We start from the raw sequence: 20,087 nt of genomic DNA on the forward strand, positions 1-20,087 counted from the left end.
TGGAGTGCCGTACGTGAAGATTCTCTGGATTCTCCCCTACCTGCCCTGGCCTATGACCAGTGGAGGCAAGACTCGCCAGTTTCACTTGCTCCGGACCTTGAGCGAGCGGGGTCACCGCATCACCTTGCTGGTGCAATCGAAGACCGAGGCCGATGCCGCCACCCGCGCCGCCCTCGAGCCCTGGCTGGAACGCCTGATCCTGGTGCCACGGCGCCCACTGAAACACCCGGTCACGCTGCTGGCCGGGCTGTTCGCGCCCTGGCCGCTGCTGACCACGGTCAACGGCGTGTCGCGCCCTTTGCGCGAGCGCTTCGACAGCCTGCTGCAAGAGCCCTGGGATGTGATCCAGGTCGAGCACAGCTACAGCCTGCAACCCTATCTGCAACCGCTGCGGCGGGCCGGCCGGGACTTCGTGCTCACCGAGCACAACCTCGAATCCAGCCTGGGCGGCGCGACCTATGACCGCTTCCCGGCCTGGGCCAGCCTCTTCGTGCGCTACGACCAATGGCGCTGCCGGCAGTGGGAACGCAAGGCGTTCGACGCGGCCCGCCAAGTGGTCGCGGTGACCGAAAGCGACGCCCAGGCCATGCGCCAGCTGACCCGTACCCCGGTCGAGGTGGTGGTCAACGGCGTCGACAGCCGCAGCTTTGCCGAGGTCTCCGCCGACCCTCAGAGCCAGCGGGTGCTGTTTGTCGGCAACTACGAATACGCACCGAACCTGGACGCCGTGCAGTGGATGCTCGACGAGATTTTCCCGCGGGTCTGGAGCCACTGCCCCGAGGCGCGCCTGGCGGTGGCCGGGTATGCCTTGCCGGCCAACTGGCCCGAACGCTGGACCGACAGCCGCATCGAGTGGGTCGGCTTCGTGCCAGACCTGCCCGACCTGCAACGACGTTGCGCGCTGTTCATCGCACCGTTGCGCCATGGCGGCGGCTCCAAGCTCAAGGTGCTCGAAGCCATGGCCGCCGGCCTGCCGCTGGTCAGCACCGCACAAGGCGCCTCGGGCCTGGCCATCCGCCCCGAGGAACATTACCTGGCAGGCGACAATGCCCAGGCCCTGGCCGATGCCGTGATTCGCCTGTTGCGCGAGCCGACCCTGGCCGCCCAACTGGCCGGCGCCGCCCGCCTGTATGCCCGCCAGCATCATGACTGGGCCGTGGCCGGTGACGAACTGGAACAGATCTACCGGACTCTGCCCTCCACACAGGAGCATCCCGCATGCGTGTAGCCCTCGATTATCGTCCGGCCACGGTCGCTCCCTCCTCGGGCATCGCCCGTCAGGTCAAGGCACTGGAACAGGCCTTGCGCGCCCGTGAAAACACCGAATTGCTGCTGGTGAGCGAAGCGCCACTGGAGCATGAGCAACGCCAGACCGCCTTCTGTCCGGCCTGGCCGAGCCCCCTCGATGGTGTGCAACGCCCCGGCGTGCGCCTGCGCTTCGAACGCAAATTCTTGCCGGCGACCATTCGCGAGCAGTCGGTCGACCTGTACATCGCCACCGCCAACATGGGCCTGCCCATCGGCCACAAGCCGGCGGGAACCCGTTATGTGCTGATCCTGCATGACCTGTTCCAGCTGACCCAGCGCAACTTCCACCGCTCGCAGCTCAAGGCCCTCGCCTATCGGCTGATCGATGCCGTGTCGATCGCCTGGTCGATCTGGGTCGCCGATGAAGTCTGGTGCCCTTCGCGCTTTTCCTGCAGCGAAGCGGCCCGGCTGTTTCCCTGGGCACGGCCGAAGTTCCGCGTGTTGAACAACCTGGTACCGGAGTTCCAGGGCGCTATCGGCCCACTGCCGGCGGGCCTGCCCGAGCGCTACTGGCTGGCCGTCGGGACGCGGGAGCCGCGCAAGAACATGCCGTTCTTCATCGAGCAGTGGCAGCGCTGCCGCCAGGAAAACCCGCAAGTACCGGAGCTGGTCCTGGTCGGGCATGCCAGCGACCTGCCGGCGAACCTGAGCCAGTTGCCCGGGCTGCATTGGGTCAGTGGCATCAGCGACGAGCAGTTGCAGGCCCTGTACCAGCATGCCGATTGCCTGTGGCAACCCTCCTACGCCGAAGGCTTCGGCCTGCCGGTGGTCGAGGCGCTGTGGCAGGGTACGCCGGTCGCGGTGGCCAGGGGCTCGGCCCTCGACGAGGTCTCTCCGCCCGGCGCGCGACGCTTCAATGCCCGTGATCGCGCCAGCCTGCGCAACGCACTGATCGAACAAGCCCAGGACAGCAGCAGACCGGATCCGGACACCCTGCGCGACTGGGCCCGGCAATTTGCCGAATCGACCTACCGTCAGCGCCTCGATACCTTGCTCACAGGGCTCTTTCACTGATGCTGCCAGGAAAATTCATTGGCCTGACCCTGGGGTTGATCTTCGGGATTCTGTTGTGGGCCCTGCCACCGGCAAAAGTCATATTCGTGGTGATCGGCCTGGCCGTGACCCTGACGCTGATCCGCAAGCCGCTGTGGGGCCTGCTGCTCTTCGCTGTGCTGGCCACCTGCATTCCCTACACCACGCTGCAACTGGGGATTCGCACCACGGTCAGTGAAGCGGTACTGGGCCTGACGTGGGTCGGGTTGTTCTGGCAATCCTTCATCGGCAAGACCCGCAACCTCATGCTCTGGCGTCCCACCGAACGGGCCATGGTCTGGCTGATGCTGTTCAGCGCCATTCCCTTTGTCTGGGGCATGCTGATCATTCATGCCGATGGCAACGGCCCGGTGAACTGGGTGCGCTGGCTGATGAACCTGTCGCTGCTGTTCATGGTGCCGTTGCTGCTGCGTACCGATGCCGACCGCGACAAAGTGGTGATCGCCCTGCTGCTGGGCACTCTGCTGATGCTGCTGTTGTCGATCGGCATGTTCATCAAGTCGCGCAACGCGATGTCGATGATCCCGATCCTCACCGACCTCAAGTACGCCCACCCGGAAGCGGTGAAGGACATCTTCTCCGCCAACTACCAGCGCATGGCATCGCCCTGGGTTCACCCCAACCTCACTGGCGGCGTGCTGGTGCTGTTCATTCCCCTGGCACTGCTCTATGGCTGGACCCGGACCGGCGCGCGGCGGGCCCTGGGGCTGGCGGTGGCGATCCTGGGTTGCGCGGGGCTGCTGCTGAGTATTTCCCGCGGGGCGATCCTGGCCCTGGCCCTGGTGCTGCTCTGGCTGACCTACAAGCGCGTGCCCTACAGCGGCCGGATCATCGGCCTCGGGGCTGCCTTCGCGGTGGCCCTGGTGATGTTCTATCCGCCGCTGCAGGAACGCCTGATGACCATGTTCTCGGCGACCAACGCCAGTACCGAAGTACGTTTCGAGGAATACGAGAAATTCCCCGAGGCGATGATGCGCTACCCGCTGGGCATCGGCTTCAAGGTCGATCCGCCGGTACCGGGCACCGACCTGCCGGGCATCTCCAACCTGTGGCTGAACTTCATCTACAAGATCGGCATTCCGGGAATGCTGCTGTTCATCGCCGTCACCCTGATGTGGTGGCGCGAGGTGCGCCCACTGGCGCCGATCCGTCAGATAACCGCTGACAACGCACTGTGGCTGGGCTGCATTTCCGGCCTGTTGGCGGCGTTGCTGACGGGTTTGTTCGACCACTACTTCAGCTTCACTTTCGTGCTGATCGGTCTGTTCTGGCTGTTGATGGGCATGAGCCTGCAACAGGTCCGGTTACGCCCGGCCATCACCCATCCCCTCATCAACCCCAAGGATAGCCAAGCATGAAACACCGTATTTTCCATTCTGCGGATCTGCCGGAACGCCTGCCTGCCCTGGCCTCGGAGCTGGGCGTCAGCCACGATGAACTGCTCGAGGCCTACAGCTGGGGGCTGAACAACGACGTACTGTTCGTCGAGGGCGACGGCGAGCAGGCGCGCTACAGCATCTCCTCGGTGGACATCGAACAGATCATCGAACATCCCCTGGCCCGAAGCCTGTATCGCCGCTTGAAGCAGGACATCCCCACCACCCTGGTGCCGCGCTACGGCAAGAACCTGGCCACCCTCAAGGACCGCTGGCTGCGGGCCTGGGAACAGGCCTACAACATCCTGATCAACAAGATCCCCAGCCACCACGTACGCATCGCCTGGCTGCGCCTGGGCGGCGCGAAGATCGGCAAGGGCTCGACCATCTGGCGCAACACCGAGGTGCTGGGGGTGGAAAACCTGGTGATCGGCGATGACAGTGTGGTCGCCTGGCATTGTCAGGTCGACGCCCGGGCCGGGCTGATCATCGGCGATCATGTGACGATCGCCTCTCACGTGCTGATTCTCGCCGGCGGCCATGACCCGATGAGCCCCGAGTTCTGGTCGATATCCGCGCCCATCTACATCGATGACTACGCCTGGATCGCCACCCGGGCGCTGATCGCCCATGGCTCGCACATCGGTCGCGGCGCGGTAGTGACCGCCAACACCCTGGTGGCCAAGGCCGTTCCGCCCTACAAGATCATCGGTGGCAGCGGTGCCAAACCCATGGGCGAGCGCCCTCACGACCTGAACTACAAGGTGGGTGGCAAAGGCCTGTTCACCCTGTTCTATTGATGCTCGGCAGCACCCTGCTACTGACCCTGGCGACCCTCGCCGGGCTGCTCGCCGGTTTTGCCCGCGAATGGCTGCTGGTGGCGGCCTGGGGCGCGGGCAGCCGCAGCGATGCGTTCCTGGTCGCGGTGTTCATTCCCGAAGCCCTGCGCATGACCCTGGCGGCCGGTATCCTGGCGGCCGCGGCCCTGCCGCTCTATCAGGAGCGCGACGCCCGGCGCCAGCACGCCTGGCTGGCCGGTCTGAGTCCGCGCCTGCTGGGCCTGGGACTGGGGCTGTATGCCCTGCTGGCCTTGAGCGCACCACTGTGGATCCGCCTGATCGGTCCCGGGCTCGACAGCGCAGCCCAGGCCGAAGCCGCCGCCAACTTGCGCAGCCTGGCCGCCTGTATCCCCGGCCTGCTCCTGCATGCGCTGTTCAGCATTCCGCTGCACGCCCGGCAACGTTTCGTCCTGCCGGGGCTGGGCTCGCTGCTGTTCAACCTGCCTCCGGTGCTTTATCTGTTTTTCTACGGCCAGGCGAGCCTGGGCTCCGGCCTTTCGCTGGCGTTTTTTCTCGGCAGCCTGCTGATGTGCCTGTCGCTGGTGCCGGCGATCTGGCAAACCGGCTGGCGCCCCTGGCAGGTCCGCGGGGACGTTGGAGCCAGCCGTGAATTGCTGGTGCGCCTCGGCCCGCTGCTGACCAGCAACCTGGCCAGCCAGGGCCTGGCGCTGGTGGAACGGGTGGTCGCCAGCTACCTGGGCGAAGGCGCGGTGACCTGGGTCAACCTGGCGCGCAAGCTGATCAACCTGCCGTTGATTGCCTTGATGAGCCTGAACCAGGTCCTGCTCGGCTTGATGAGCGGCAAGTCCGGCGATCAGCGCCTGGGGCTGCTGCATCGCGGGCTCGACGCCGCGACCCTGCTGAGCCTGCCAGCGGCCCTCGGCCTGGTGGGCGCCAGCCCGGCGCTGATCCACTGGTTGCTGCCCTCCCAAAGCGCCGACGGACCACTGCCGGCACTGCTGGGCTGGTTTGCCGTGTCCCTGGTGTTCGGCGCCTGGAACGCCATGCTCGCGCGCTACGCCTATGCCGCCGGCGATACCCGAACGCCGCTGTACTGCGAACTGCTCGGCAGCCTGCTCAACGCCCTGCTGCTGGCGGGCTTGCCGCTGATTGCGGGGTTGAATGCAATTCCCCTGGCCGCCCTCGGCGGCGTAATCCTGACCAACCTGTTGCTGATGCAGCGCCAACAGTTGCTCAGCCTCATCAGCTGGCCAGTGCGCTGGGCCATCAGCGCCGTTCTGCTGAGTGCCGCGGCGCTGCTGTTGCATCCGCTGCCGAACGTCTGGCTGCAACTGGGGCTCAGCACCGTGGCCGGAATGCTCCTGCTGATCGCCCTGGGTCTCTGGCTGAAACCCTGGCGGGCCTGAACGAGCGGCAGAGGGTTGACCTGATGTCACACTTATCCGTTATAAGTGCAGTCAGCCCCCGCCGACCCGGCAGAGTGTATTTCTTGGATCAGCGTTTGGACGCTAAGCTTGGACTATGGATGACTCAGATTACCTGCGCCTGCTCACCATTCAGGCCGAACAAGCCAATGCGTTCCTGTCCAATGCGCGCAAATGGGAGCGTGAGCGTTGGGTCTGCCAGCGCCTGCTGCAAGGCTTGAACATCCCCTACCGTGCCGACGAGTTCACGCCCGCCGGGCAGGAACCGCCGGACGTACTGTTTCGCGAAGCCTGTTTCGAGGTGTTCTTCGTGCTGGACGAAGGCCGCCGCCTCAACGACGAATGGCGCGACGAGTTGCAACGGCGCCGCAGTGCCTTCTCCCTCAGCCAACTGGTGCGGCGCGAGGCCAAGCCCAAGCGCATTCCGGCCAACGAACTGTTGCTCAGGCTGGCCCCGACCCTGCGCAAGAAAGCCCACAACTACAAAGAACGCGGCATGGACCTGGGGGAGCTGGACATCATCGCCTTCGCCAGCCTCAAGCGCGAAGTGCTCGACCTCAACAGCCACTTCCCGCCGCCGACCGAGTATCTGCGCCAGGGCTGGCGTTCGTTATCGCTGGTCGGGCCGACCTTCGCCCGCGTGCTGTTTGCCCATCCCGACGCGCCGGACTTCCTGCGCGGCAACCTGGGGCGCAGCATCCTCTTCGACGTCGGTATCAGCCTGTAGGCCGCCTGGAGCGGAATTTCCTGGGCCCCTTCAGGCCATCGTGGCATGGCGCAAACACCCTGCGAGTGTTACAAAGCGCAATCACTCGCGCGATGACAAGGTCCGCATCCGCGAGCAGCTATGCTCCGTTCCATGTCGCATAGCCCGACAAGATGGCACTGCGCTGTAACCTTCATACTTTTCGCAACGTCTAGCTGACGAGGCTTTTTATGACCAGCCGCCTGAACCCCGACGACCAACGCCATGTCGAAGAATACCTGCAACTGGCCCAGCACCGAGTCGAGCGCCGGCCCTTCCGGCCGTGGATGCTCCTCGTGATAGTCGTGACCATCACCATTGGCCTGGGCTTGCTGAGCCGACTTATCAGTTACCTGACGCTATGAGCTGCATCGCGCTCGCTCGGGTAACCGTACCGATTTCTTTTAGCCTTGCGAGATATCCCCATGACTCATCGTATTGTCATCGTTGGCGGCGGCGCCGGCGGTCTGGAGTTGGCTACCCGTCTGGGTAAGACTCTGGGCAAGCGCGGTACCGCCAGTGTGATGCTGGTCGACGCGAACCTGACCCACATCTGGAAGCCCTTGCTGCATGAAGTGGCCGCCGGTTCGCTGAACTCTTCCGAAGACGAACTCAACTATGTCGCCCAAGCCAAATGGAACCACTTCGAGTTCCAGCTGGGCCGCATGAGCGGGCTTGATCGTCAGCAGAAGAAAATCCAGCTGGCCGCCACCTACGACGAAAACGGCCTGGAGCTGCTGCCGGCCCGCGAGCTGGGGTACGACACCCTGGTGATCGCCGTGGGCAGCACCACCAACGACTTCGGCACCCAGGGCGCCGCCCAGCACTGCCTGTTCCTCGACACGCGCAAGCAGGCCGAACGCTTCCATCAACAGCTGCTCAACCACTACCTGCGCGCCCACGCCGGGCAGACCGATGTGGTCGAGCAGATCAGCGTGGCTATCGTCGGTGCCGGCGCCACGGGCGTCGAACTGGCCGCCGAGCTGCACAACGCCGCCCATGAGCTGGCGGCTTACGGCCTGGACCGGATCAAGCCGGAAAACATGCACATCACCCTGATCGAGGCCGGGCCACGGGTACTGCCAGCCCTGCCGGAGCGGATTGGTGGGCCGGTACACAAGACCCTGGAAAAACTCGGGGTCAAGGTGATGACCAATGCCGCGGTCAGCGAAGTGACCGCCGACAGCCTGATCACCGCCGATGGCCAGGTGATTGCCGCTAGCCTGAAAGTCTGGGCTGCCGGGATTCGCGCACCGGGTTTCCTCAAGGATATCGACGGCCTGGAAACCAACCGCATCAACCAGCTGCAAGTCTTGCCGACCCTGCAGAGCACCCGCGACGAGAATATCTTCGCCTTTGGCGACTGCGCCGCCTGCCCGCAACCAGGCACCGATCGCAACGTTCCACCGCGGGCCCAGGCGGCTCACCAGCAGGCATCGCTGCTGACCAAGTCGCTGAAACTGCGCATCGAAGGCAAGGCCCTGCCGGAGTACAAATACACCGACTACGGTTCGCTGATCTCGCTGTCGCGTTTTTCCGCCGTGGGCAACCTGATGGGCAACCTGACCGGCAGCGTGATGCTCGAAGGCTGGCTGGCGCGGATGTTCTATGTGTCGCTGTACCGCATGCACCAGACGGCGCTCTACGGCCCGTTCCGCACCGCCATGCTGATGCTCGGCAGCCGGATCGGCCGCGGTACCGAGCCACGACTCAAGCTGCACTGAGTCAGTCGTTCAAGACAGGAATGCCCCGAGCGATCGGGGCATTTTTTTTGCGTCCGGTTCAATGCTGACTCAGGCCATTGCCCCACTCGGGAGCAACAGGGGAGTTGCTAGAGATCGAAGAAAAAAGAAACTTTCCTTAGTTGATATCCGACTTTTCTGAACAGTACACAGCCAATCTATCCGCTGGGTTAAAAGACTTGTCCGGTCTTATTTTTAGCACTCAGAAGTTACTCCCTCTAGCGCAAACAATGCATATCCCCGCTTCCAGCAGCGCCTTTTAAAGCAACATATAGATAGTTGATCCAACAAAGTACCCAAGGCAACATTCGCGCGCCACCTAGTTGTATCGACAGTTAGCTTAATCCTCCTCCGAACTCGCCCTCAGTCCAATGGGTCTGCCTTCTTGGCTCCCCCCCACAACGATCGAAGGCAATACCAGTCGCCCTCCTGCTTGTCAGGCCAGACAGATAGCCTCTCCAAAGTTTCGTTGCCCTACAACTTTTTAAGAATCTTCTTATTGAAATCCTATCAATCAACAAATTATTAGCGACCATTCAAAATCATAGACTACGCAATAGTTTAAGAATGGTCTTATTGTAGCGACTGAAGTGAAGACGCAAGATTGCACCTCCAACTTTAGCAGGTACATGAAATGTCCAAACTTCTCAAAAGCATCGTCTCCATGGCTATCGCTGGCGCAGTCAGCACTTCCGCTCTCGCGGCAGACGGCACCATCAACTTCACCGGCGATATCGTCGCCGCCTCCTGCACAATCGCTGGCGGTGCCGGCACCAACGTTGGTGGTGACAAGGGCAACCAGAACATCGATGTCAGCCTCGGCAAGGTCAGCAGCGACTCGCTCACCGGCGCTGCCGCAGGTGGCATCGTCGGCGGTAAGAGCATCAACCTGAACCTGGATTGCGGCGGCACCGCAGAGGGTCTGAAATCCGTCAAGCTGCAATTCGACCCGAGCAGCGGCTCCGGCGTCGACAGCGGGAACGTCTCGCTGCTGAAAGTCACCGGTGGCGCAGAAGGTGTGGGTATCGGCCTTTACAACAGCAGCAACAAGCTGGTGAACCTCGGCGCGAACGAAACCATCGATGGCGCGCTGGTGCCAGCCACCGCAGAAGGCAAAACCACGTACACCGCCAATCTGAACCTGCGTGCAGGTTATGTGGCAAACGGCGCTCCGATCAAAGCTGGCCCTGCAAACGGCACCCTGCCGTTTACCTTGTCCTACGAGTAACCCGCGCCAAAGGGAGGGGCCCGCGCCCCTCCCTCCGACCTGGAGCCGCTATGAAAACCTCACTATTGACACGTCTTGCACTCGCCAGTGCCATGACGCTCTGTGCGTCAATGGCCAGTGCCGGCATTACGCTGGATGGCACACGCGTCGTCTTTGCTGCGCCAGCCAAGGAAACATCCGTCGTCGTCAGGAACCAGGGCTCGAACGACATCATGGTCCAGTCCTGGGTCGAGCCAGACAGCAGCGGGCCCGCGACCGACGTACCGTTCGCCATTACCCCTCCCCTCGTTCGCCTTGGAGGCAGCAAGCAGCAGATCCTGCGCATCCTCTATCAAGGCCAGGGGCTGCCGACCGATAAGGAGTCCGTGTTCTGGCTCGCCGTGCAGGAGATTCCGCAAAAAGCCAAGGACCAGAACAGCCTGCAAATCGCCATACGCCAGCGCGTAAAACTGTTCTACCGCCCGGCTAACCTGCCGGACACCGCGGCCAATGCAGCCAAGAGCCTGCAATGGAGGCTGGTGGAACAAGGCGGCAAAACCGCGCTTTCAGTGAACAACCCTTCCGCGTACCACGTGTCTTTTTCCGGTAGCGCCGTGAAGTTGCGCACTGGCAAGGACGCTGGCACCTATACCGCTGCCGCAGAAATGCTCGCACCAGGAGCAACACGCGTAGTCGCGATCAAAGGTTCGCCTAGCGTGAGTTCCAGAGCCGCAACAGTGGAATTCGACAGCATCAACGATTACGGCGGGCTGGACCGAATCACCAGCAAGCTTTCCAACTAACGAAAGCACAGCCGTCATTCGCGCCGCTCGCCAGCGCGCAAAGCTTTACCTATCCGACTTTTTACTCAGGTCAGTGCCTCGGCCCTCCGATGCATGATCGAAAGGATTTCGCATGCCCATTTTTCAGAGAGAGCTCAGTTTCAGGATCGCCCGACGGGCGTGCGCGACCTGCCTCGTGGCAGTGGGACTGACCTCGAAACTGTCTGCCGCAGAGGTCGAGTTCAACAACTCCTTTGTGAAAATGGAGGGTGCTCCGGTGGACCTCAAATATTTTGAGAAAGGCAGTTCCGTTCCGCCAGGCACCTACAGCGTTGACCTCTACCTGAACAACGTGCTGATCAAGCGCCAGGAGATCACCTTCAGCGCCGACGCATCCGGGCAGGCCAAACCCGTCCTCTCGCTCGGGCTGCTCAAAGAGCTCGGGCTCAACGCGGGCAAAGCCCAGCAGGACGGGCTTATCGCCGCTGACGCCAAGGAGGAGCTGCCATTCGACGTCAGCGCCCAGATCGCCGGTGCCGCGGTGGACTTCGACGTCACCAACCTGGCATTGCAGGTCAGCATCCCGCAGGCCTACGTCCAGCGCTATTCCCGTGGTTATGTCGACCCGTCGGTCTGGGACGAGGGCATCACCGCCTTCTACAGCGACTATCAGGCCAACTTCAACCGCAACACCAACCAGGGAACGAAGAGCGACTACCACAACCTGAACCTGCGCAACGGCTTCAATATCGCTGGCTGGCGCTTTCGCAACGAATCCGCCCTGACCGGCGGCACCGGTACAAAAAGCGAGTTCAAGAGCAACCGCACCTATCTGGAACGCGACGTTCGAAGCGTCAAGGGCAAGCTTTCCCTGGGTGAGCTGTACACCCCCGGCGAGATCTTCGACAGCGTGCGTTTTCGCGGCGCACAGATCGCTTCGGACCTCGGCATGCTGCCTGACAACGAGGTCGGCTACGCACCTGTGATCCGCGGCATCGCTGAAACCAATGCCACCGTCGAAGTACGGCAAAACGGCTACGTAATCTATTCCGCGTCGGTGCCGCCTGGCGCCTTCGAGTTCACCGACATCTATCCCAGCGGTTCCAACGGCGACCTGCAGATCAAGATCATCGAAGCAGACGGCCGTGTCCGTGAATACCAGCAGTCCTATGCCTACCAGCCGGTCATGACCCGCCGCGGCAACCTTCGCTACGCCTTCACTGCCGGTGAATATCGCTCCAACGACCAACCGTCACCATCGTTCACCCAGGGCACGGCGGTCTACGGCGTAACGGATAACCTCACCGGTTATGGTGGCGCGTTGCTCGCGCAAGACTATCGCGCCGTCAACCTTGGCGCGGGCGTGAACTCCGGCATCGGCGGCATTTCCTTCGACGTGACCAGCAGTGAATCGAAGACCCTGAACGGCAGGACAAACAAGGGGCACAGTGCGCGCTTCCTGTACTCCAAGACGCTGAACGCCACCGATACCACTTTCACCATGGCCGGCTACCGCTATTCCACCGAAGGTTTTCGCAGCTTCAGCCAGCATGTGGACGACCTCATGTATCAGGAGCGTGCCGGCTTCAGCGCACAAAAGAGTCGAATCAACCTGCGCGTGAACCAGACCCTGTCGCAACGAGGGTCGCTGTATCTCAGCATGGATGAAACCAGCTACTGGAATCAGCAGGGCCGCACGCGCAACTGGCAATTTGGTTATGGCAGCAGCATCAACAGCGTCAGCTACAACCTGGCGGTGTCACGCACCCAGAGCGATCCCATGAACGGTGGTTCGGATACACAACTTACCGCCAGCATCAGCCTGCCGCTGGGAGGGAGAGGTAGTTCTCACCGCCTCTCCAGCAACGCCATCAGCTCGAGCAAGGGCGACTCCTCGCTGCAGTCGAACGTGTCCGGCTACCTGGACGACCAGGCCACCCTCAGCTACTCGGCACAGGCCGGCCACAGCAAAAGAAACGGCAGCACAGCCGGCGCCGGCCTGGACTGGGATACCCCCGTCGCCAAGCTGCGTGGTGGCTACAGCCAGGGTCGCGATGACAAGCATATCGACCTGGGTGCTTCTGGCTCGCTGCTGGTACACAGCGGCGGCGTTACCCTCGGCCAGCCGCTTGGCGAGACCTTCGGTCTGCTGGAAGTTCCGGACGTCAACGGCGTCGGGGTATCCGGCTGGAACGGCGTACGCACCAATGGCAAGGGTTACGCGGTGGTGCCCTATATGCAGCCTTATCGCTACAACTGGGTGAACCTGGACACCCAGACCCTGGGGACCGATACCGAGATTAACGAAACCTCCAAGGTGCTGGTGCCGACCCGTGGCGCTATCGTCAAAACAACTTACGCCGCACAGACCGGTCGCCGCCTGCAGTTCGTACTGCGCGCGGAGCAAGGCAGCACCATCCCCTTCGGTGCCCAAGGCTACGACGAGCAAGGCAAGCCCCTGGGCATGGTCGACAACCTGTCGCGCCTGCTGGTCTTCGGCGTTGCCGACAAGGGCCGGCTGGAGATTCGCTGGGCCGAGGGCTCCTGCACAGTGGACTACACCCTACCGGCGGCCAACAAGGAATTGGCATACGAACGCGTGGATGGTCTTTGCCGGGCTTTGTGAGCACCGTAGACGCCCCTCGCAACGAGGGGCTGGCCACAGAGATATAATCTGATCACTCCCACATTGCGCTTATTGGTATGAGCCTGGCCAAGCCAGCGCTCCCAGCCAGTACATCCCCCCTACTCACCTCATCTATATCGAATATGCCCGCCAGGCAGCGTACAGCGGCGAAACAAGGGGCACCAAGGGAGACCTACTGAACGACAAGGGAGCAACCCTAATCTCCCCAAACAAAAATGCCCCGAATGATCGGGGCATTTTTTTTGCACCGCGCGAAAGACACAACCAACACCAAATTCCGGGCAAAAAAAATCCCCGTATCTTTCGATACGAGGATTTTCAATATGGTCGGGGTAAGGGGATTCGAACTCCTGACATCCTGCTCCCAAAGCAGGCGCGCTACCGGACTGCGCTATACCCCGGTAAAAAAAAGGCACCTTTTAAAGGCGCCTTCTGCGAACAGAGCTTTTGGCGTCTGATCTTAAGATTCGATTCCAGCGAACTGGTTTCAAAAATGGTGGGTCGTGTGGGATTCGAACCTACGACCAATTGGTTAAAAGCCAACTGCTCTACCAACTGAGCTAACGACCCAAATATGGTCGGGGTAAGGGGATTCGAACTCCTGACATCCTGCTCCCAAAGCAGGCGCGCTACCGGACTGCGCTATACCCCGGCTTGAAATTGGCTCCGTGACCAGGACTCGAACCTGGGACCCAATGATTAACAGTCATTTGCTCTACCGACTGAGCTATCACGGAACTGAACATTTCAATTTACAACAGGCTTTTATTTCTAGAAGCCTCCTCGTTGACCCTGTCCGTATCGCTACGTTCGTGTCTCTGAGGCGCGCTATTCTACAATCTTAAAAACCTCTGTCAACCCCCTAAATTGCTTTCAAGACAATGATTTGCAACTTATTTCAGTTTTTTCCTCAGGGAGGAAAAAGCCTTGGGGTGACGTACTGCGGGGCGCACTTTACAAGCCTTTGCCTTACAGTTCAACGCCCTATGCAAAAAAAGGCCTCGCAATGCGAGGCCTCCTTCATAACGATGCCCTATCCGGCTCAGGCGAAGACGATTTCGTCGTTCTCCACCTTGGCCGTCACAGTGGCCCCCGGCAGGAAACTGCCAGACAGAATCAACTGCGCCAATGGGTTCTCGATCCAGCGCTGGATCGCTCGTTTGAGCGGACGCGCGCCATAGACCGGGTCGTAACCCACGGCAATCAGTTTGTCCAAGGCCTCGCCACTCAGCTCCAGCTTGAGCTCACGCTCCGCCAGGCGACCGCGCAGGCGACCCAGTTGGATCTCGGTGATGCCGGCGATCTGATCCCGGGCCAATGGCTCGAAGATCACCACTTCGTCGATCCGGTTGATGAACTCCGGACGGAAATGGGTCGACACCGCATCCATCACCGCCGCCCGCTGGGCTTCGCGATCCCCCACCAACTCCTGGATCTGCGCCGAGCCCAGGTTGGAGGTCATGACGATCACCGTATTACGGAAATCCACGGTACGCCCGTGGCTGTCCGTCAGGCGGCCGTCTTCCAGCACCTGCAGCAGGATGTTGAACACGTCTGGATGGGCCTTCTCGACCTCGTCCAGCAGGATCACCGAATAAGGCTTGCGCCGCACCGCCTCGGTCAGGTAACCGCCCTCCTCGTAGCCGACGTAGCCTGGCGGCGCACCAATCAACCGAGCCACGGAATGCTTTTCCATGAATTCGGACATATCGATGCGCACCATCGCCTCTTCGGTATCGAAAAGGAATTCGGCCAGCGCCTTGCACAGCTCGGTTTTACCCACACCGGTCGGGCCGAGGAACATGAACGAGCCACTTGGCCGGTTCGGATCGGATAACCCGGCGCGGGAACGCCGCACAGCGTTGGCCACCGCCACCACGGCTTCGTTCTGGCCGATAACACGCTGGTGCAGCAGGCTTTCCATTTTCAGCAGTTTGTCGCGCTCGCCTTCGAGCATCTTCGACACTGGAATACCGGTCCACTTGGACACGACTTCGGCGATTTCCTCTTCGGTCACCTTGCTGCGCAACAGCTGGTTTTCGCTTTGGCCATGCTGGTCGACCATCTGCAGGCTGCGTTCCAGGTCCGGGATCACCCCGTACTGCAACTCGGCCATGCGGTTCAGGTCACCTTTGCGGCGCGCAGCCTCCAGTTCCTGACGGGACTGCTCGATTTTCTGCTGAATCTGCGCCGAACCCTGCACTTCGGCTTTCTCCGAGGCCCAGACTTCTTCCAGATCGGCGTATTCGCGCTCCAGGCGGGTGATCTCTTCCTGGAGTTTCTCCAGGCGCTTGATCGCCGCTTCGTCGTCTTCCTTCTTCAGGGCCTGGGATTCAACCTTCAGTTGAATCAGGCGCCGCTCCAGACGGTCCAGCACTTCCGGCTTGGAGTCGATCTCCATGCGGATACGGCTGGCGGCTTCGTCGATCAGGTCGATCGCCTTGTCCGGCAACTGCCGGTCGGTAATGTAGCGATGGCTGAGCTTGGCCGCGGCAATGATCGCGCCGTCGGTGATCGCCACCTTGTGGTGCACCTCATAACGCTCTTTCAGGCCACGCAGGATGGCGATGGTGTCTTCTTCGCTCGGCTCATCCACCAGGACTTTCTGGAAGCGCCGCTCGAGGGCCGCGTCCTTCTCTATATATTGGCGGTACTCGTTGAGCGTGGTGGCGCCGACGCAATGCAGCTCGCCCCGGGCCAGGGCCGGCTTGAGCATATTGCCCGCATCCATCGATCCTTCGCCCTTGCCGGCGCCGACCATGGTGTGCAGTTCGTCGATAAACAGAATGATCTGCCCTTCCTGCTTGGACAGCTCGTTGAGCAGGGACTTCAGGCGTTCTTCGAACTCGCCGCGGTACTTGGCGCCAGCGATCAGCGCGCCCATATCCAGGGACAGCAGGCGCTTGCCTTTCAGGCCGTCCGGCACTTCGCCATTGATGATGCGCTGGGCCAGGCCTTCGGCAATCGCGGTTTTACCCACGCCAGGCTCACCGATCAGCACCGGGTTGTTCTTGGTCCGACGTTGCAGCACCTGGATGGTCCGACGGATTTCGTCGTCACGGCCGATCACCGGGTCGAGCTTGCCCTCTTCGGCGCGCTTGGTCAGGTCGACGGTGTATTTATCCAGGGCCTGGCGCGACTCCTCGACGTTGGCGTCATTCACCGCCTCGCCGCCACGCAGGTTATTGATGGCGTTTTCCAGCGCTTTTTTGCTGACACCCTGGCCCAGCAGCAATTTGCCGAGCTTGCTGTTTTCGTCCATGGCCGCCAGCAGCACCAGTTCGCTGGAGATGAACTGGTCGCCTTTCTGTTGCGCCAGGCGATCGGCCTGGTTCAGCAGGCGCGCCAGATCCTGCGACATATTCACGTCGCCGGTGGGGTTCTGGATTTTTGGCAAGTGGTCGAGCTCTTTGCTCAACTCCTTGCGCAGGCTGTTCACGTCGAAGCCCACTTGCATCAGCAGTGGCTTGATCGAACCACCCTGCTGCTCGAGCAGGGCCTGCATCAAGTGTGCAGGCTCGATAGCCGGATGATCGAGGCCGACCGCCAGGGATTGAGAATCGGATAATGCCAGCTGCAGCTTGCTGGTTAATCGGTCTATACGCATTAGTCACCTTCCTTTTGAGCAGGTCGGAGCGATGGACACACCTAAATAGAGAAACCTGCCAGATACCCCTGTAGATGCGGTCGATTCTGGAAGATTCAAGCCTGTCGAGCTTGACACAGGTCAGAAGAGTCTAGCGTTCCAGCCAGATCAGGGAAGCGAAGCGCCCGGTACGCGGGCTGCGGCGGTAGGAATAGAAACGTGGATCGCTCACAGTGCAGAAACCACCGCCATACACGGCCGTGACGCCGCATGACGCCAGGCGCAGGCGGGCCAGTGCATAGATGTCAGCCATGAGCTTGCCGGGATTCTGGCTCGGCACAAAGGCCTGCTCGGTTTGCGGTAGGTGCCGGACGAACGCGTCACGAACTTCCGGCCCGACCTCGAAGGCTTGCGGACCAATGGCCGGCCCCAGCCAGACCAGCACATCCTCAGGCGCAACCTTCAGGTTATCGAGCGTTGCCTCCAGCACTCCGGCCGCCAACCCGCGCCAGCCGGCATGGGCCGCTGCCACACGGGTACCGGCGCGGTCGCAGAACAGCGCCGGCAGGCAATCGGCGGTCATGGCGCTACAGGCGATGCCCGGCGTCGCCGTCCAGCAGGCATCGGCGGTGGCAACGACGGACGGATCCGCCTCGACCACATCAATGCCATGGACCTGCTTCAACCAGGCTGGCTGCATGGAGAAACGATCGGTCAGGCGACGGCGGTTTTCGGCCACCGCCTGCGGATCGTCGTCGACATGATCGCCCAGGTTGAGGCTGTCGAACGGCGCCAGGCTGACGCCGCCCGCACGGGTGGTGACACAGGCTTTGACCCCGGCCGGCGCGGGCCAGTCAGGAATCAGCCAGTCACTCATCCGACAAAAGCCTCGCGATCCTGTTTGAGCAGGGTCAGCAGCCAGACGAAATCTTCCGGTAGCGGCGACTCCCAGCTCATGCGTTCGCCGGTGGTCGGATGATCCAGCTCCAGGAAACGCGCATGCAGCGCCTGACGCGGGAAGTGCTTCAGGGATTCGACCATGGTCGGGTTCGCCGCCGGCGGAATGCGGAAGCGACCGCCGTAGGCCGGATCGCCGACCAACGGGAAGTTGATGTGCGCCATGTGCACGCGAATCTGGTGGGTACGGCCGGTTTCCAGCTTGACCCGCACATGGGTGTGGGAACGGAAACGCTCGAGCACGCGGTAATGGCTGACGGCCTGCTTGCCACCTTCCATCACGGCCATGCGCTGGCGCTGCTGGCCATGCCGGCCGATCGGCGCATTGATCTTGCCACCGGCGGTGACCACGCCGATCACGATGCATTCATAGATGCGGCTGACGCTGCGGCTCTGCAACTGGGCAACCAGCTGGGTCTGCGCCTGGATGGTCTTGGCCACCACCATCAGACCGGTGGTGTCCTTGTCCAGGCGGTGGACGATGCCGGCACGCGGCACGTTGATGATGTCCGGGACATGGTGCAGCAGGGCATTGAGCAGCGTGCCATCGGCGTGACCGGCGGCGGGGTGGACCACCAGGCCGGCGGGCTTGTTGATGACCAGGATATCGTCGTCTTCATAGACGATATCCAGCTCGATGTCCTGAGCGATCCATTCTCCCTGAGCTTCCTGCTCGGCGGTCAGCTCAAGAACCGCGCCGCCATGGACGATGTCTCGCGGGCGGATAACCGCTCCATCCACAGTCAGGCGGCCGTCTTTGATCCAGGCGGAAAGGCGCGAGCGCGAGTGCTCAGCGAATAATTGGGCGGCGACTTGATCGAGGCGTTGGCCGCCCAGTTCGGACGGCACCTCTGCGCGAAGTTCAATTTTATCGGACATGCTCAGACTAGGCGTCGGCACAGCCTTTGGTTTCGGCTGCGCGCTTGTGGTTAAATACGGCGTCTTTTGCCCCGAGGCTTTTTCAACGGGGCGCTCATCATAACAGGACGGCCCCGCCCAAGACAGCGGCCGTCATAGGGACGCAAGCCGCCATGCAAGTGAAACACCTGCTGCTGATCGCCATCCTCGCACTGACCGCTGCTTGCTCATCGAAGGAAGTCGTTGACGAAAACCTGAGCGAGGTCGAGCTGTACCAGCAGGCGCAGACCGACCTGGACAACAACAGCTATACCAGCGCCACAGCCAAGCTCAAGGCCCTGGAGTCGCGTTATCCGTTCGGCCGCTACGCGGATCAGGCACAGCTCGAACTGATCTATGCCAACTACAAGAACGCCGAGCCGGAAGCTGCCAAGTCCGCCGCCGAGCGTTTCATCCGTCTGCATCCACAACACCCGAACGTGGACTACGCCTACTACCTCAAGGGCCTGACCTCCTTCGACCAGGACGTCGGCCTGCTGGCGCGCTTCCTGCCGCTGGACATGACCAAGCGTGACCCGGGTGCCGCCCGCGACTCCTACAACGAGTTCGCCCAGCTCACCAGCCGCTTCCCGAACAGCCGCTACGCGCCGGACGCCAAGCAGCGCATGATCTACCTGCGCAACCTGCTGGCCTCCTACGAAATCCACGTGGCCGACTACTACCTGACCCGTCAGGCCTATGTAGCCGCCGCCAACCGTGGCCGTTACGTGGTGGAAAACTTCCAGGAAACCCCGTCGGTGGCCGATGGCCTGGCGGTGATGACCGAGGCTTACCAGCGTCTGCACCTGGACGAACTGGCCGCCACCAGCCTGGAAACCCTGAAACTCAACTACCCCGATCACCCGACTCTGGTCGACGGCCAGTTCGTGCCACGGGTCGCCGAGGCGGACAACCGCTCCTGGCTGAGCAAGGCCACCCTGGGCCTGATCGAGTCCCGCCCGCCGCTGCCGCCGGGAGAAACCCGCGCCAACCAGGATGTGATGAAGCAATACCAGGACGCCAAGGATGCGATTCCGGCCGAGCTCAAGCCTAAAGACGCCAATGGCGACGCTGTCGAAGAAGAACAGCACGAAGCCGAAGGCAACAACAGCGACCGTTCGTGGTTCAGCTACATGACCTTCGGCGTGTTCGACTGACACCGCCGCGGTTACCAAAAAGGGAGACTTTCGAGTCTCCCTTTTTTTGTCCGCGGATTTCAGCGCTGATTACACTGTGCGCCCGGCATGAGCTTGGCTAAACTGCCGGTTCCTCACTCACATAGCTGGCTACCATGCTTCGTTTACTGTTCTGGATCGCCCTGATTGCCGCTGCGGTATGGCTCTGGCGCAAATTCAAGCAGCCCGCCTCCGGCACCGCTGCGCCCCGCGAACCCAGCACCACGCCCATGGTGCGCTGTGCCCACTGCGGCGTGCACCTGCCCCGTGACCGGGCCCTGAGCCTCGAACAGCAGTGGTATTGCAGCCAGGCCCACTTGGAACAAGGCCCGATCTCCCGCGACCGCTGAGCCTCAACAGGCAGCAGTGCATATAACGTCGAAAGCGC

The 20,087-nt window shown here is 61.9% G+C and carries 16 protein-coding genes and 4 tRNA genes; 13 read left to right on the forward strand and 7 right to left on the reverse strand.

What is annotated here, in order from left to right; translation table 11 throughout:
- Positions 1–13: 13 nt before the first annotated feature.
- The 11 genes from J4D52_RS20510 (at position 14) to J4D52_RS20560 (ending at position 13,063) form a co-directional block, all read left to right on the forward strand.
- Positions 14–1,228 carry a glycosyltransferase family 4 protein gene (locus J4D52_RS20510; protein ID WP_102677074.1) on the forward strand — a complete coding sequence of 405 codons (1,215 nt, stop codon included), beginning with the start codon at positions 14–16 and terminating at the stop codon, positions 1,226–1,228.
- Positions 1,219–2,322 (forward strand): glycosyltransferase family 1 protein, encoded by a 1,104-nt coding sequence (locus J4D52_RS20515; RefSeq protein WP_025807512.1) that lies wholly within the window; start codon positions 1,219–1,221, stop codon positions 2,320–2,322. Before J4D52_RS20510 ends, J4D52_RS20515 begins: the two co-directional genes overlap by 10 nt.
- Entirely contained in the window at positions 2,322–3,719 is a 1,398-nt protein-coding gene (locus J4D52_RS20520) for an O-antigen ligase (protein ID WP_102677075.1), read from the forward strand. Before J4D52_RS20515 ends, J4D52_RS20520 begins: the two co-directional genes overlap by 1 nt.
- The gene (locus J4D52_RS20525) at positions 3,716–4,537 is read left to right on the forward strand and encodes an acyltransferase (protein WP_025807516.1); all 822 of its coding nucleotides are present in this window, start codon (positions 3,716–3,718) and stop codon (positions 4,535–4,537) included. Before J4D52_RS20520 ends, J4D52_RS20525 begins: the two co-directional genes overlap by 4 nt.
- Positions 4,537–5,943, forward strand: a complete 1,407-nt coding sequence (locus J4D52_RS20530; RefSeq protein ID WP_102677076.1) for a lipid II flippase MurJ — start codon at positions 4,537–4,539, stop codon at positions 5,941–5,943. Before J4D52_RS20525 ends, J4D52_RS20530 begins: the two co-directional genes overlap by 1 nt.
- 115 nt (positions 5,944–6,058) lie before the next feature.
- A complete protein-coding gene (locus J4D52_RS20535; RefSeq protein ID WP_007924708.1) occupies positions 6,059–6,688 on the forward strand; it encodes a DUF1780 domain-containing protein in 630 nt (209 codons plus the stop codon).
- A 209-nt stretch (positions 6,689–6,897) separates the two neighbouring features.
- Positions 6,898–7,071 carry a DUF3094 family protein gene (locus tag J4D52_RS20540; protein ID WP_009050926.1) on the forward strand — a complete coding sequence of 58 codons (174 nt, stop codon included), beginning with the start codon at positions 6,898–6,900 and terminating at the stop codon, positions 7,069–7,071.
- 60 nt (positions 7,072–7,131) lie between these two features.
- Complete coding sequence (locus tag J4D52_RS20545; RefSeq protein WP_102677077.1) at positions 7,132–8,430, forward strand: NAD(P)/FAD-dependent oxidoreductase; 1,299 nt, start codon at positions 7,132–7,134, stop codon at positions 8,428–8,430.
- 652 nt (positions 8,431–9,082) lie between these two features.
- Positions 9,083–9,676, forward strand: a complete 594-nt coding sequence (locus J4D52_RS20550) for a fimbrial protein (protein WP_025807523.1) — start codon at positions 9,083–9,085, stop codon at positions 9,674–9,676.
- A gap of 50 nt (positions 9,677–9,726) precedes the next feature.
- Positions 9,727–10,458: a molecular chaperone gene (locus J4D52_RS20555; RefSeq protein WP_102677078.1), complete on the forward strand. Its 732-nt coding sequence runs from the start codon at positions 9,727–9,729 to the stop codon at positions 10,456–10,458.
- 112 nt (positions 10,459–10,570) lie between these two features.
- Positions 10,571–13,063 (forward strand): fimbria/pilus outer membrane usher protein, encoded by a 2,493-nt coding sequence (locus J4D52_RS20560; protein ID WP_102677079.1) that lies wholly within the window; start codon positions 10,571–10,573, stop codon positions 13,061–13,063.
- Positions 13,064–13,408: 345 nt separating this feature from the next.
- Here J4D52_RS20560 and J4D52_RS20565 read toward each other — a convergent pair.
- From J4D52_RS20565 to rluD, 7 genes are all read right to left on the reverse strand, one after another.
- Positions 13,409–13,485 (reverse strand) — tRNA-Pro (locus tag J4D52_RS20565).
- A 93-nt stretch (positions 13,486–13,578) separates the two neighbouring features.
- Positions 13,579–13,654: transfer RNA gene (locus tag J4D52_RS20570), tRNA-Lys, on the reverse strand.
- Between the two features lie 5 nt (positions 13,655–13,659).
- A tRNA-Pro gene (locus J4D52_RS20575) sits at positions 13,660–13,736 on the reverse strand.
- 9 nt (positions 13,737–13,745) lie between these two features.
- Positions 13,746–13,821 (reverse strand) — tRNA-Asn (locus tag J4D52_RS20580).
- 305 nt (positions 13,822–14,126) lie between these two features.
- Positions 14,127–16,691, reverse strand: coding sequence for an ATP-dependent chaperone ClpB (gene clpB / locus J4D52_RS20585; protein ID WP_102677080.1), 2,565 nt, complete (start codon positions 16,689–16,691; stop codon positions 14,127–14,129).
- A 130-nt stretch (positions 16,692–16,821) separates the two neighbouring features.
- On the reverse strand, positions 16,822–17,547 hold the full coding sequence (pgeF, locus tag J4D52_RS20590; protein WP_102677081.1) for a peptidoglycan editing factor PgeF: 726 nt from the start codon (positions 17,545–17,547) through the stop codon (positions 16,822–16,824).
- On the reverse strand, positions 17,544–18,506 hold the full coding sequence (gene rluD / locus J4D52_RS20595; protein ID WP_025807530.1) for a 23S rRNA pseudouridine(1911/1915/1917) synthase RluD: 963 nt from the start codon (positions 18,504–18,506) through the stop codon (positions 17,544–17,546). The genes pgeF and rluD overlap by 4 nt, the downstream gene beginning before the upstream one ends.
- A 152-nt stretch (positions 18,507–18,658) precedes the next feature.
- On the opposite strand from rluD, the gene J4D52_RS20600 reads away from it, so the two are divergent.
- Both J4D52_RS20600 and J4D52_RS20605 read left to right on the forward strand, forming a co-directional pair.
- Complete coding sequence (locus J4D52_RS20600) at positions 18,659–19,681, forward strand: outer membrane protein assembly factor BamD (RefSeq protein WP_007924720.1); 1,023 nt, start codon at positions 18,659–18,661, stop codon at positions 19,679–19,681.
- A gap of 134 nt (positions 19,682–19,815) precedes the next feature.
- Complete coding sequence (locus J4D52_RS20605) at positions 19,816–20,049, forward strand: PP0621 family protein (protein WP_007924721.1); 234 nt, start codon at positions 19,816–19,818, stop codon at positions 20,047–20,049.
- Positions 20,050–20,087: the final 38 nt, after the last annotated feature.

Source organism: Pseudomonas sp. GW460-12-10-14-TSB1 (genome assembly GCF_017349775.1).
Classification (GTDB): domain Bacteria; phylum Pseudomonadota; class Gammaproteobacteria; order Pseudomonadales; family Pseudomonadaceae; genus Aquipseudomonas; species Aquipseudomonas piscium.

Excerpts from the sequence above, each read along its gene's own strand:
- J4D52_RS20515 (WP_025807512.1), top strand. The coding sequence starts at position 1,219 with ATGCGTGTAGCCCTCGATTATCGTCCGGCCACGGTCGCTCCCTCCTCG.
- J4D52_RS20520 (WP_102677075.1), top strand. The coding sequence starts at position 2,322 with ATGCTGCCAGGAAAATTCATTGGCCTGACCCTGGGGTTGATCTTCGGG.
- J4D52_RS20525 (WP_025807516.1), top strand. The coding sequence starts at position 3,716 with ATGAAACACCGTATTTTCCATTCTGCGGATCTGCCGGAACGCCTGCCT.
- J4D52_RS20530 (WP_102677076.1), top strand. The coding sequence starts at position 4,537 with ATGCTCGGCAGCACCCTGCTACTGACCCTGGCGACCCTCGCCGGGCTG.
- J4D52_RS20535 (WP_007924708.1), top strand. The coding sequence starts at position 6,059 with ATGGATGACTCAGATTACCTGCGCCTGCTCACCATTCAGGCCGAACAA.
- J4D52_RS20540 (WP_009050926.1), top strand. The coding sequence starts at position 6,898 with ATGACCAGCCGCCTGAACCCCGACGACCAACGCCATGTCGAAGAATAC.
- J4D52_RS20545 (WP_102677077.1), top strand. The coding sequence starts at position 7,132 with ATGACTCATCGTATTGTCATCGTTGGCGGCGGCGCCGGCGGTCTGGAG.
- J4D52_RS20550 (WP_025807523.1), top strand. The coding sequence starts at position 9,083 with ATGTCCAAACTTCTCAAAAGCATCGTCTCCATGGCTATCGCTGGCGCA.
- J4D52_RS20555 (WP_102677078.1), top strand. The coding sequence starts at position 9,727 with ATGAAAACCTCACTATTGACACGTCTTGCACTCGCCAGTGCCATGACG.
- J4D52_RS20560 (WP_102677079.1), top strand. The coding sequence starts at position 10,571 with ATGCCCATTTTTCAGAGAGAGCTCAGTTTCAGGATCGCCCGACGGGCG.
- clpB (WP_102677080.1), bottom strand. The coding sequence starts at position 16,691 with ATGCGTATAGACCGATTAACCAGCAAGCTGCAGCTGGCATTATCCGAT.
- pgeF (WP_102677081.1), bottom strand. The coding sequence starts at position 17,547 with ATGAGTGACTGGCTGATTCCTGACTGGCCCGCGCCGGCCGGGGTCAAA.
- rluD (WP_025807530.1), bottom strand. The coding sequence starts at position 18,506 with ATGTCCGATAAAATTGAACTTCGCGCAGAGGTGCCGTCCGAACTGGGC.
- J4D52_RS20600 (WP_007924720.1), top strand. The coding sequence starts at position 18,659 with ATGCAAGTGAAACACCTGCTGCTGATCGCCATCCTCGCACTGACCGCT.
- J4D52_RS20605 (WP_007924721.1), top strand. The coding sequence starts at position 19,816 with ATGCTTCGTTTACTGTTCTGGATCGCCCTGATTGCCGCTGCGGTATGG.